Here is a 12,536-nt window from a genome sequence, read left to right as displayed (position 1 = left end):
GTCCGAGGGGGCATAGCAAATGGCGAGGGTATTACCCACGCCATTTCCCTATTTTGCCAGCGTATTTTTCAAAGGGGAATAATTAGCTTTTTAACCATCATATAAATGACAGGCAGGGAGTCATCTTTTCGGGCAATTTCGGTGAAAAATAAACCTTTTTCTAAAGCTTTGTTGAATTGGATTCCTCTGATTGGTTGGAGACATAGGAACAGTTTCAAAATAAAATAAGATTAATAATATGAAACAAATGGGAGAGCTTTTGATGTTAGAAGCATTTATTCATGGATTTATACTTGCACTTGGATTAATCTTGCCGCTTGGTGTTCAAAATGTATTTATCTTTAATCAAGGGGCATTACAGCCAAGGTATATGAATGTACTTCCAGCTGTAATAACAGCTGCTTTATGCGATACCCTGTTAATTTCGGTATCTGTTTTAGGAGTATCCTTGCTCATTCTGGGTTCATTTTGGTTTAAAGTTATTTTAGTCGGTGGAGGAATAATTTTTTTAGTCTATATGGGATGGATCACATGGAACAGTAAACCAAATAATGAAAAAGGTTCAATTGCAAAGGAATTTTCTATTAAGAAACAAATATTATTTGCAGCTTCTGTTTCTTTACTGAATCCACATGCCATTATGGACACTGTTGGGGTAATTGGAACAAGCTCCATCAGATACGAGGGGGAAGAAAAAGTAATATTTACGGTTACAGCGATTTTGGTTTCATGGATTTGGTTTTTTGCGATTTCCTATATTGGGAGGATCACTGGAAAAATTGATAAGTCCGGAAAAGTCTTGCTGATACTGAATAAGATATCAGCCTTGGTCATGTGGGCGGCGGCAGGGTATCTTTTTTTGTCTTTTAATCAATAATACAAGTGAAACTAAAAAATGAAAAAATCACAAAAATGGCGTGCCAAAACTGATGTCAGTTTGCACGCCATTCATTATTTTTTAAAGATGCAACCTAAACGGATCTTTGAAAGATGGCCGATGGGTCAGTTTATTTCGCGAATTGGATCCTGGTTGACTTTGACTGGATACATCGTCTCAGGGTCAGGCCTTTCCTGCAATCTCGCCGGCAAGCTCTGGATTGATTGGACGACGGTATCTAACTTGGCTTCAATCCGGTGAAGCAAGTAGAGTGTCACGACAATCGGGAACCCCACGTCGCTGATGAACGGAATCAGCTGCTCCATTTGCGATTCCTCCTTTCTTTAGTTGTTATAAAAAGAGCCGGTCTCAGTTAGTAGACCGGCTCAAGCTTTATTAGATCAGTTCATAGTCTGTTACATTGCGTTCGATGATACGAGCACTGTCAACGGCGACAAGGGTGCCATTCGTTAGCAGGAACGCGTTGGAAGCGATGATCTGCTCCATTGCCAGCTTGACTGCCGCTGGATCGACAGGCTCTGTAGGGTTATCAACCGTCAGCTTGGCGAATTTGCCAAGATCAGTAGCGAATTGCAACTCAAGAGTTTTAGCCATGTATTTCACCTCCTATTAGATTGATAGAATGCCAGATTAGATGATATCGAAACTGTCGTTACGCTCCACAGAGCTTAACAAGTTTGCGCTCAGGCCGCCAAGAGCCACAGCCGCTTGCTGGACCTGATCAGGAGTCGCTTCCTTTCTCACATAGCGGTACGTCTTGCCCTTGAAGATCGGTTCGCCCTTTTCATCAAGACCAGCCTCGAACACAAGCCTCATATTCGAATCCTTCAACATCGCCATTGCCATCTTACTCACCTCCTTTCACCTTCTATATACAGATGGGGAAGAGAAAAGGACAGGGTGAGAAAATTTTTTCGGGAATCTAGTAGAGAGATTGATTGCTATCGGACAAAAAGGAAGGAGAAGAAGGAAAAAGTGTACGTTAGAAGGGCTGTATCGGACAAAACGGAAGGAGAAGAAGGGAAAAGTGTCCGAAAGAAGGGCTGTATCGGACAAACCGAAAGGCGAAGAAGGAAAAAGAAGGCTCAATAGGATTTTCCTGAGGGAATAAAAAAGAAGATTTTATTATTCAGGCAAAAAAAAAGCACTCCTGTTCATAAACAAGGAATGCTTTCCCATCTCCTGTTACAGAAGCGCCTCGGCAATCAGCTTATCGAACTTCCTGATGTCGACGCCTTTTTTCAGGTTGACCTTGATATGGCCTGCCCTGGTCCATAGTTCCACTTCGGCGTTCACATCAAACAGGCTGCCGGCGTTTTCGGTGGACCACATGTTGATGGAAGAGTAAGGCAGGGAGTAGATTTCGACTTTTTTGCCGGTAAGTCCCTGAGCGTCCCGGACGATCAATCGCTTGTTGGTGAAAATTGCACTGTCGCGGATGGTTTTATAGGCGGCGACTGCTGTCTCCCCTTCCACTAAAAGTTCATCCACATCGTTTGGGATTGGGCATTCGGAGATGAATGTCCATGCTAAGATTGCTTGAGTTGCGACCATTACGATAACCTCCTGAAATAAGTATCTTCCTTTCTTTAATTCTGTATTTTAATGGGAATACCTGCTAAATCTTTTTCTTTTTCCAGGGTCTTATAAAGGAAATGATAAAGATGAAAATGGTGACGGCAACTTGAAAATAGACTGCAATTTGCCTTGTTTCGTGATTTTGCATGAAGATGGGATTGCTTAATGCTGCTTCCTTTTGTGTCTCGAGTAACTCCATATTTTCGACCATCAGCGCGTCCACTACAAAGATCCCGACAATTGTTTGAATGATATACAGTACGAATTTCACGCCAACCCATCTATGCTTGAAAAATCCCCAATTGGTGAAGAAGCCATATATGAAGCCGACCAGAAGGGTTCCGATCGCTCCCCATCTGACAATCTGGTCACTGATCGTGATGATATTTTTGTAGCCAAGGTAGGCCTCGTCATATTGAGTGAAATCAATATGGAGGTTTAACGCTACGGAGCTCAAAATCCCTCCAAAGAATAACACCACCAGAAAGACGTGCAATATTTTTAACCATCTTAAGCCTTTAGGCCCTATTTTTTTCATGTCCTATACCTCCAGGTTACTTTATGCTGCTTTTTTATTATAGAAGGAGGGGGACAATCCAATAATGTTCCACAGCCTTAAACATCAGTACGACTGTGGTCTTATTTTTACCGTAAAAAGGCAACAGTCTCTATGCTTCCTACCGTATTGATTTGAATTCTGTTTTCGGGTAGTATGGTAATACTATTTTATGGAAGGGTGACTTGGGGCGATGAATAACTAATCCTGTTTGAGAATGAATTGGAATACATCAATTTTTCTGGATAGGATTAGGCCTGCCCTTCTGAGAACTCAATGTTAAATAGGAATATGCCGTGGTATGTTCTGTGTTCTTTTTGTGGTTGAAGTGCCTCTCTATCCAGTTTAGAATAGGGGGCTTTTTTATGTCGGAAATGACACATGACCAAAAAGTGGGCATGGGTGCATTGTTTAAAAATCAGGTAATCCGGACAATTTTGCTTTCGGTGCTGTTTCTGCAAATCGGGATTTGGGTCCGGAATTATTCGATACTGTTATATGTGATTGAGAAGACGAACGAAAACCCGATTGCGGTTTCATTGATATCTGTTGCTGAATTCGCACCGATTTTCTTGTTTTCGTTTATAGGCGGGACGTTCGCGGATCGCTGGCGGCCGAAGAGGACGATGATCTGGTGTGATCTGTTAAGTGCCGTATCTGTTTTTGCGGTGCTGCTGACGCTGTTTTTTGGCAGCTGGAAAATGATTTTCTTCGCTACATTGGTTTCTTCCATCCTGTCGCAATTTTCACAGCCGTCAGGAATGAAGCTGTTCAAGCAGCATGTACCGATGGAGCTTGTGCAGATGGGGATGTCGATGTACCAGACGGTCTTTGCGCTCTTTATGATTCTTGGTCCAGTTCTTGGGACCTTTGTCTATCAGCGCTTCGGGATTCTCGCATCTGTCGCTGTCATGGGAGTTGCCTTCATTTGCTCCGCGGCGGTGTTGCTGATGCTGCCTGCAGACAAGGAACCTGACGCTGAAAAACCAAAAACGACACTGATGGAAGAGATGAAGGCAGGATTCCGCTATGTATTGAACAGCAGGGCGTTGTCATTGCTGGGAGGATGTTTCGCGGCAGCAGGTCTTGCCATCGGATTGACGCAGCCGCTTGGCGTATTCCTGATTACCGAAAGGCTGGGATTGCCTAAGGAAGAGCTGCAGTGGCTAATGGCCGCATTTGGAGTGGGAATGATTCTGGGCGGGGGCATCACAGTTGCGATTTCGAGGAAGGTTCAGCCGCAGGTGCTGCTGGCGATCGGTTTGGCTGCCAGTGCAATCGGGTTTATCGGGATGGGATTATCAACCGTATTCTGGCTGACATTGACGGCACAATTTTTCTCCGGATTGTTCATGCCATGCATTCACATCGGAATCAATACAATGATTTTACAAAACACTGAAGAATCCTTCATTGGGCGCGTGAATGGTATCCTTAACCCAGTCTTTATGGGGGCGATGGTCATCACCATGTCAGCAGCAGGATGGCTGAAAACGCATCTTTCTATTGTTTACATTTATGAAACTGCAGCAATCCTGCTCTTTATTGGGATTATCGTTTTGGTTCCTTTGATGAAAAAGACTCCGAAGGTAAGCCTGGAAGAGGGAGTATAAGGGAAAGGAGGTCCTTTTTAAGGGCCTCCTTTTCTTGTTACGACAAAATCCTCTTTTCACCTTCAATCGCCTTAATTGGGTCGATGTTCTGCGTGAACTCGAGGGTGCCGATGTACTGGTTGTCCTCGCCACGAACTGCGAAGTAACGGATGTAGACGAATTTGTCACGGACCTTAATCCAAAAGTCTTCGGTATCCTTTTTGCCTGATTTAAAATCGCGTAATAGGTCTTCGACGACATGGACGCTTCTGGGCGGGTGGCAGTTCTGGACGGTCCGGCCGATGACGGCTTTTGTACGAGCGAAAATTCGTTCTTTTCCATGTGAAAAATATCGGACGACATCATCCTGGTCAATGAAGGTGATATCGACCGGCAGATGGTTAAGCAGCAATTCGAGCTGCTTAAGGGAAAGGATTCCCGTTTCCATTTTAATATAGCCTTCAGATATGGCGTCTGCGTCGATGTGTTTTCTGGCCGGCTTCCATTCCTCAGCAGGGGCTGTCAGGCAATAGCCGATCGCATCGCTTTCACGGGCGATTTTTACCCATTCATCCTCCGTAAAGTTTTGCAAGGCCATCGGGAAAAGGATGTTTTCTTCTCTGTAAATCATCTCACTTACTTCTCTGAGGACAAACTGGACCTCTTCGATCACGCCAGTTTGATCGCCATCATAATTGGTCAATTTTTTCTTCGCTAATTTGATTCCGTCGCGGATGAAATCGTCAATTCTCCACATATTTGTCGTTGGACCGTAAATCCCGTACTTTTCAAGGTATGGGAAAATCAAGTTTTCTTTGCGGCTGTAGTGTTTGTCAATGTCATAGAGAAGGCTGCAATCCTCTAGCAGAAGATTGATATTCTCGGTGCTGTCTTCTATGGCAAATTGTTCAAGATGAACTCGAAGTCTATTTTGTAAAAGCTGTTCAATCTCACGGTTTTCCATTTCGAAGGTGTGAACGGGATGTCCTGGCTGATGCTCCGGTCCATTCATGGAGTAGGCCTGTTCGATCGCCCCTTTAAACATCTCAGAATGAGCGGAATAGATCCGCTGCATTTCCGCCACTGACAAATCTCCTTCGGCCAGCTCAACATGCTCAAGACCGGCGATTTCATCGATCGTTATTTTTCCAATAAAAGCATCAAAATGGGCTTTGACCTCATTCACATTTTTTCCATCATGAAGATCTTTAAAAAGCTGCTTTAAAGTTGCCTTACGTTTTGTAGGATCCATTGCTTTCAATTCACGATTATTTATCATTTCACTCATGTCCATGCTCCTCCCAGAGTGTATAGGATGCAGTTCATCATGTTTCATATCGTAAAAATACCACTTATCCAGACTTGAAGTAGTGATGTAAATCATTTCTTTAAAAAGAATTCATCCTTAGAAGGAGTATGGACTATAAAAAGAAGAAAGGACCCCGGGAAATCTCCCGGGGTCCTGGAAATGCTTATGCTGCCTCAGATTCTTTAGAATGGACTTGCTTCATAAATTCATTTACATCAGATGGTACCTTGCGATCAAGCTTCGAGACAATGTACACGGACAGGAATCCGATTGGGACTGTGATGATTCCCGGTACGTTGAATTGCAGGAATTCCGGCAGGGTGGTCTTGAAGAAAATCATATACATGGATGCGGCAAGGCCAATGACAAGGCCGGCAATTGCTCCTTTTTCCGTCATTCCCCTCCACCAGATGCCAAGGATAAAGATTGGTGTGAAGGTGCTTGCCGCCACCGTGAAGGCGAGGGCGACGAGGTGGCCGATGGAGGCTTCTTTTACCATCAGGCCAAGCGCTCCGTACAATACACCAAGGACAATGATTGAGACTTTTCCAGCGATGACACGCTCTTTTTCAGTAATATTTTTACGGAAGAAAGTTGCGTACAAGTCATGGGCCAGGGCACCGGAGCTTGCGATGAACAGCCCGGAAAGATTCGAGAAGACAGCTGCGAAAGCTCCGGCGATGACAAGGCCAAGCAGCCATTCTCCGCCAAGTGCCTGTGCTGTCGACGGAACGACCATGTTGTTTCCGCCGGCAATCAGGTCTTTCATGACAGCCGGATCCGCTTCACCAGTCAGGAAGATTGAGCGTCCAACTACTCCAAGGTAAACAGCGAACAGGAAGAATACGCTTGCAATCCCGATGGCCATCAGGGCAGATCTGCGAGCTGCTTTCGCGCTTGGGTTTGTATAGAAGCGCAAAAGGATGTGCGGCAGGCCGATTGTTCCAAGGGAAAGCCCGATTGTCATCGAAATGGTCTGCCAGAAGGACGGGAAGTAGTTGCCTGTTCCAGTCCAGACGGAGCCATCGAACGGGATATCTTTTCCGTCAGTCGTGAAGCCTGCTGTACCCGTGATCGTCCCTTTGAACTCATTAATAGATGCAAGGATTTCTTGGTAATGGAGCCCGCCCCAGATGGCCGCACCGACCATAAGGAGGAACGCTCCAAGGCGAATCCATAATTCAAGCGCCTGGTTAAGCGTGGTTCCCTTCATGCCTCCGATTCCTACATAGAAAATCATTACAGAGCAGGTGAAGATGATTCCGAATTCGTAGCTAGTCCCAAAGAACATGCTCAGGATCTGGGCTGCACCAAGCAGCTGAGGGGCTGCATAAAAACCGGATATCGCCAGGACAACAGCCACGGCTGCAAGACGCGCCCGGCGGCTGTGGAAGCGATAGGCCAGAAAGTCGGCGACAGTATAGGCACCAAAGCGGCGAAGCGGTCCAGCGACGAAAATCGCGAGCAATGTCAGCCCGATTGAGAAGCAGAATGCATAATACGCGCCATCGTAGCCCAACTGATAGGTGAGGCCGGCAATTCCAAGGAAGGTGGCTGCGCTCAAATAGTCGCCGCCAATAGCCGAGCCGTTCGTGAACCAGCCGAAGCTGCGCCCGCCGACGAAGTAGTCGGAAGCCGTCGCGCTTCTTTTGGTCAAGTAGGTAATGTAGACAATAGTACCCATCAAAATCATGGTTAACAGGAATTTTGGTTCAAGGAAAGTGGACATCAGCCGATCCTCCTTCCGTCAGCAGAAGATGCAGATTGCTGTGCTTGATGCTGCTTCAGACGCTTTTCATATAAATTTGTATGGATAAATGCAATGATAAACGCCATCGCCATTGCGATGATCGAGGTCAAGAACCAGCTGTAAGTCATGCCGCCCCACATGCGCGAGAACATGAAATCCCCTGCATACCAGTTCAAAATAGGAATCGAAAGGATAAAAACATAATAAAAGAGCGTAAGTTTAATGCCAGTACTGAATTCACTTTTCATGATTTTCTTTGTTTCCGGATCAAGCGGCTTTAAATCTTTAACGTCAATTGTATCAGCCGCTACATAATTATACTCCCGATAATCCCCTGCCAAATATGACTCCCCCTTGAAAAAAATTTGCCTGCCGCTGGTAATCATTTCCCTCCTTTAAGCAAGCCGTGATATGATTAAATTGATTTTACGACAGAGAATTGTCCAATGCCTTACAATAAATTATCAGAAATATACAAATATTTAAGATTATTTTTATTTTTATACATTGATATGAATGTTCGAAAGGGGGTGGGGGCTTTGTATCGTATATTGCTTTCCGTTGAAGATGAGAGGGAATATCAGAAGCTTGGCGGCTGGATCCATGAAGAATGCAAGGAGAGTTGCAAGCTTGTAGAACATGAGAATGATTTACATATCGCCATTATTGAAGTGAACAAATGGCATGATTGGGTAAAAATACACCGTTTCCGCAAACGGAATAAAGGCTGCCGGATCATTCCGCTGCTCGACCCGTCCTTGCTGCACACCTCTCCACTGGCAATCGAGTTCAAGCTGACATACCTTCTTGTAAAATCAGTTAAGCAGCGCGTCTTTCTGCGCACATTGAAGCGAGCGATCGATGAAATCGAAACAGAAATCAATAGATTCACAGAAAGCGACGAATTATTTCATTCTATCGTTGCGGATTCGGGTGTTGGAGGCAATACCCTTCCTTTTAAAGAAGCCTTTTTGCGCAGGCTTTTATCAGGTGATGTGCAGACTGAGGAGGAGCTGCTGCAATCGCGTTTCTTCCTCCCGGGGGAAGCTTTTTCTAACGTAGTCCTGTTCATACAGGGATTCGTCCGCTGTCCAGCTAAGCGGAGGGAAGAAGGCTGGCAGGCATCAATTGTCATCCAGGATTCTTTTAAAAAGCAGTTTGAAGGGCAACAGCTCACTTTCCTATCCTATCGAAAACATTTGCTCATGCTGCTCCAACTGCAGACCGAATATGGCTCAATGAAGCATTGGAAAGAGGGAGAGGCCAGTATCCTGGAGACCATTGAGTCACTCGAAACTGAATACGGTATCCAGCTTTATATTGGTGTTGGTTCCGTTTACCGCGAACCGCTGCTCCTGCACCATTCCTACAAGGAAGCATGCAAGGCCAGGCGGACGTCTCCATATGAAAGGCTTCAGCTTCGCTACTTCGAGGAAATTACGAATGACGTGCAAATTACAAAGTGCACCGAGTATATTTCCCGGTTCTGTACAGAAGACTTATCCATCAAGCAAGTTGCCGATCAAATCAATCTCAGCGTTCCCTATTTCAGCCGGATTTTCAAACAAGAAACCGGACGGAACTTCGTCGAGTATGTCACCTTCGTCCGCATGCAGCGCGCTGTCTGGCTGCTGCGCCACACCGACCACACCATAGAAGCCATCGCTGAAGAACTAGGGTACAACACCCCCAACTACTTCAGCGGCACTTTTAAAAAATATGTTGGGCTGTCACCAAGGGACTATCGTGCTACTGAGGAAGTTATTTTCGTATAGATGAGAGATTTTATTATTTAAGATATTTTTTTGATGGCTACTATAATCAGTCGTATGATGATCATTTAGAAGATCGGTTTGATTAGAATACGAGGAGTTTCATAGCAAAAAGGAAATAGTGGATCTTGAACAGGTTTGTTTTCAAAAGATTTAGCAATCTGGCAAAAGATAGATGGATTCATTCATGAGGATAGTCTATATGGTTCGGAATTCATACAAACTGCAAAAAAATGTTTGTTTTGAAGCTGATGAAAAAAGGAGTTTTCTTTCCAAAGTACTATGGAAGAAAACTCCTTTTAATATTATGCCAGCTGCTGTTCGGCAAACTCTCTATATAAATCATGCGACTGGATCAATTCCTGATGTGTGCCCATACCGGTCACTCGTCCTTTTTCGATAAAAACGATCTTGTCGGCATTGACGATCGTGGAAAGTCTGTGGGCGATGACAAATGTCGTCCTGCCTTCCATAAGCCGGGTGAGTGCCTGCTGGACGATGCCTTCTGATTGGCTGTCGAGACTGGCTGTCGCTTCGTCCATCATCAGAATTTTTGGGTCGCGAAGGAAGGCACGGGCAATCGCGATCCGCTGTCTTTGTCCACCTGACAGTTTGACGCCTCGTTCGCCGACTTCGGTATCAAGCCCTTTCGGAAAATCTGCGATGAACTGATCGGCATACGCCATTTTTGCCACTTCCCAAAGGACTTCATCCGGGATTTTATCGCCATTTTCCAGTCCGTAATAAAGGTTTTCGCGGATGGTTCCGGCCATCATCGCACTTTCCTGTGAAACATAGCCGATTTGGCTTCGCCACGAATTCAGTGAAAGCTGCTGGATGTTCGTATCGCCAATTCTGATTTCTCCCCGGGTTGGTTCATAAAACCGCTCAATCAGTCCAAACATCGTCGTTTTTCCGCCGCCGCTCGGCCCTACGAAGGCAACCATCTGCCCGGGCTGTGCTTCCAGCGAAACTCTCTCAATGACTGATTCCTCTTCACTATAAGCGAAAGAAACCTGTTCAATCGTGATCTGCTTGTTGCTGATATCCATTTCAACACCCTCACCATTTTCCTCAAGTGGCTGGTCCAGGATCTCGATGATGCGTTCAGTCGCTCCCTTTGCTTTTTGCAGCTGCGTGAAGAACATCGCAAATGAGGTGATTGGCATGATTATCTGGAACAAGTAAAGCAGGAAGGCGATGAGTGCGCCTGTCGACATGGTTCCGTTCACCACGCGCATGCCGCCATAAGCGATGATGATGACGATGACGACCATGATCATCAGCTGCATGATTGGCCCAATCAAGGCAAAAATCCTCGCTTCCTTCAAGCCATAGTTGAACAGCTTGCCAATTCCGTTAAAACCGTTCTCTTCTTCAATTTTCTCGGCAGTGGAAGCCTTCATTAAACGAATTTCTCCGAGCGTCTGGGTGATATGACCGGTAAAAATAGCTGTCTCATCCTGCAGGCCACGTGCGATTTTCGCCATTTTCCTGCCCAGCGGGATCATGATGGCAAGCGTCAGCGGAACAGAAATGAGCATCAGCAAAGTCATTTTCCAATCCATCACAAACAAGATCACCACAGCGCCGATGATCGAGATGATACCCGTGGCGAAATTCGGGAAATGGCTCGTGATCAGCTCCTTGACGATACTGGTGTCATTGACAATCCGGCTGACCGTTTCCCCGCTCGACTGCTTGTCAAAATAACGCACCGGCATCCGGATCAGTTTCGACCACATCCGTTCGCGCAGCCGGGCAACGACCTTCTGCCCAACATAACTAAGCAGGTAAATCGAAATCCCGCTGATCAGTGCTTGAATGATAAAGGCAGCTCCAATGGCGAGAATCAGCGGAAGGCTGATTGCTTCAACAGAAAAACCATCGACGAGGTTCTTAGTCAGAAGCGGAACGGCCAGGCCCGCCAGAGTCGTGATGAAACTGGCAGCCATCCCCGTAAAAAGAGCCCCCTTTGGAATATTCGTGGATAGAATCAGTGATAAGAAGGGCTTTAAACTTGTTGGCTGTTTCTCTTTCTCCATTACAATTCTCCTATTCGTTCTGGATGATTCCATCATAAACCAATTTCAGCATAGATGGAAATATGGGTGCATTGCATAAAAAGGTAACAAAATCGCCCCTTTTATAAACAAGCAATGACGTACATGCATATCATAAAGGTGAACAATAGTTTGGAGGTGAAGCATATGAGTAACGGTGTTCATGCTGCATGCAGCGTGTTCGATTTGTTTCTTGGAATCCTTGTAGGTGTAGGATTGATCCTGTTGTCTACTTTTGGTTTAGTCGCTGCGGTCCTAGCCGGACTTGGCGCATTGGCTGGTACAATAAATACCATTGTAGGCATCATTGGGTTAATCGTGGTCATCCTGTTTGCCTACTGCCTCATTCGAATGTTATGGCGTTGTTGTTTCGGAGGTTAGTGCTAGGAGCGAAAATGAAAAATTCGTATGAACAATCACTGATTTAAGGTTGTTTAAAACGGCAGACAAACTCGATGCTATCGGGGTGTCTGTCGTTTTTTTGTTGTAGGACAATAACACCCACAACATGATAACCCTAATCTCCCGGTTTAGTTCTAAAGATATTGAAACTTTTTATATATCAATCTCGTAAACAAGAAGTGAAAAGCAACTTACTGACACTGATAGGCGGCGTACTTGGCATCCTGTTCGGCTGGGGTGGGCACCATTGATTTCGTATTTTGAAGGATGGCCAGTCGTGACCGGCGCCAAGCTGTACTCGATGATCATTGGCGTCGTCTTCGGACTGCTGCCGGCCAATAAAGCATCAAGCACTCGATCCGATTGAATCTATGAGATATGAATAGACATGCGGATCTGTTGAATTTGGAAAAAGTGCGGCGGACGCCTGAAAAGGTTCTCGCTGCATTTTTAACTGAAAAAAAGACCAGGGAATTTCCAATTCGCTATATTAATTAGAAAGTCGCTATAAAAATGAAAAACTCGCTATATTAATTAGAAAGTCGCTATAAAAATGAAAAACTCGCTATATTAATTAGAAAGTCGCTATAAAAATGAAAAACTCGCTATATTAATC

The 12,536-nt window shown here is 45.2% G+C and carries 13 protein-coding genes and 1 pseudogene; 5 read left to right on the top strand and 9 right to left on the bottom strand.

Annotated elements, in window-relative coordinates:
• The first annotated feature begins 262 nt into the window (after positions 1–262).
• On the top strand, positions 263–877 hold the full coding sequence (locus tag FS736_RS05510) for a LysE/ArgO family amino acid transporter (protein ID WP_144475351.1): 615 nt from the start codon (positions 263–265) through the stop codon (positions 875–877).
• Positions 878–1,002: 125 nt separating this feature from the next.
• Here FS736_RS05510 and FS736_RS05505 read toward each other — a convergent pair whose 3' ends face one another.
• From FS736_RS05505 to FS736_RS05485, 5 genes are all read right to left on the bottom strand, one after another.
• Positions 1,003–1,203 (bottom strand): YvrJ family protein, encoded by a 201-nt coding sequence (locus FS736_RS05505; RefSeq protein ID WP_144475350.1) that lies wholly within the window; start codon positions 1,201–1,203, stop codon positions 1,003–1,005.
• A 70-nt stretch (positions 1,204–1,273) separates the two neighbouring features.
• Positions 1,274–1,492, bottom strand: coding sequence for a DUF2922 domain-containing protein (locus FS736_RS05500; protein WP_144475349.1), 219 nt, complete (start codon positions 1,490–1,492; stop codon positions 1,274–1,276).
• A gap of 36 nt (positions 1,493–1,528) precedes the next feature.
• On the bottom strand, positions 1,529–1,744 hold the full coding sequence (locus FS736_RS05495; RefSeq protein WP_144475348.1) for a DUF1659 domain-containing protein: 216 nt from the start codon (positions 1,742–1,744) through the stop codon (positions 1,529–1,531).
• Between the two features lie 339 nt (positions 1,745–2,083).
• Positions 2,084–2,452, bottom strand: a complete 369-nt coding sequence (locus FS736_RS05490) for a PH domain-containing protein (protein ID WP_144475347.1) — start codon at positions 2,450–2,452, stop codon at positions 2,084–2,086.
• A 64-nt stretch (positions 2,453–2,516) separates the two neighbouring features.
• Positions 2,517–3,014, bottom strand: coding sequence for a DUF2269 family protein (locus FS736_RS05485; protein ID WP_144475346.1), 498 nt, complete (start codon positions 3,012–3,014; stop codon positions 2,517–2,519).
• Positions 3,015–3,397: 383 nt separating this feature from the next.
• Between FS736_RS05485 and FS736_RS05480 the strand changes: the two genes are divergently transcribed.
• Positions 3,398–4,645 carry an MFS transporter gene (locus FS736_RS05480; RefSeq protein WP_313959705.1) on the top strand — a complete coding sequence of 416 codons (1,248 nt, stop codon included), beginning with the start codon at positions 3,398–3,400 and terminating at the stop codon, positions 4,643–4,645.
• Positions 4,646–4,682: 37 nt separating this feature from the next.
• Here the strand turns inward: FS736_RS05480 and FS736_RS05475 are convergent, their stop codons facing one another.
• From FS736_RS05475 to FS736_RS05465, 3 genes are all read right to left on the bottom strand, one after another.
• Entirely contained in the window at positions 4,683–5,912 is a 1,230-nt protein-coding gene (locus FS736_RS05475; RefSeq protein ID WP_144475345.1) for a DUF438 domain-containing protein, read from the bottom strand.
• A gap of 184 nt (positions 5,913–6,096) precedes the next feature.
• Positions 6,097–7,662, bottom strand: a complete 1,566-nt coding sequence (locus FS736_RS05470; RefSeq protein ID WP_251543348.1) for a sodium/solute symporter — start codon at positions 7,660–7,662, stop codon at positions 6,097–6,099.
• The gene (locus FS736_RS05465; protein WP_144475343.1) at positions 7,662–8,024 is read right to left on the bottom strand and encodes a hypothetical protein; all 363 of its coding nucleotides are present in this window, start codon (positions 8,022–8,024) and stop codon (positions 7,662–7,664) included. The genes FS736_RS05470 and FS736_RS05465 overlap by 1 nt, the downstream gene beginning before the upstream one ends.
• A gap of 198 nt (positions 8,025–8,222) precedes the next feature.
• On the opposite strand from FS736_RS05465, the gene FS736_RS05460 reads away from it, so the two are divergent.
• The gene (locus FS736_RS05460) at positions 8,223–9,458 is read left to right on the top strand and encodes a helix-turn-helix domain-containing protein (protein ID WP_186326673.1); all 1,236 of its coding nucleotides are present in this window, start codon (positions 8,223–8,225) and stop codon (positions 9,456–9,458) included.
• A 302-nt stretch (positions 9,459–9,760) separates the two neighbouring features.
• On the opposite strand, the gene FS736_RS05455 is transcribed toward FS736_RS05460, so the two are convergent.
• Positions 9,761–11,500, bottom strand: a complete 1,740-nt coding sequence (locus tag FS736_RS05455; RefSeq protein ID WP_144475341.1) for an ABC transporter ATP-binding protein — start codon at positions 11,498–11,500, stop codon at positions 9,761–9,763.
• A 165-nt stretch (positions 11,501–11,665) separates the two neighbouring features.
• Between FS736_RS05455 and FS736_RS05450 the strand changes: the two genes are divergently transcribed.
• Together FS736_RS05450 and FS736_RS05445 are read left to right on the top strand one after the other, a co-directional pair.
• Positions 11,666–11,899, top strand: a complete 234-nt coding sequence (locus FS736_RS05450) for an ABC transporter (protein ID WP_144475340.1) — start codon at positions 11,666–11,668, stop codon at positions 11,897–11,899.
• Positions 11,900–12,099: 200 nt separating this feature from the next.
• Positions 12,100–12,306: pseudogene (locus tag FS736_RS05445) on the top strand (ABC transporter permease); the annotation flags it as partial.
• Positions 12,307–12,536: the final 230 nt, after the last annotated feature.

Origin of the sequence: Cytobacillus oceanisediminis 2691, assembly GCF_007678455.1 — a bacterium.
Taxonomy (GTDB): domain Bacteria; phylum Bacillota; class Bacilli; order Bacillales; family Cytobacillaceae; genus Mesobacillus; species Mesobacillus oceanisediminis_A.
Note: the sequence above shows the minus strand (reverse complement) of the source record. Positions and strands in the feature narration are given on the sequence as shown.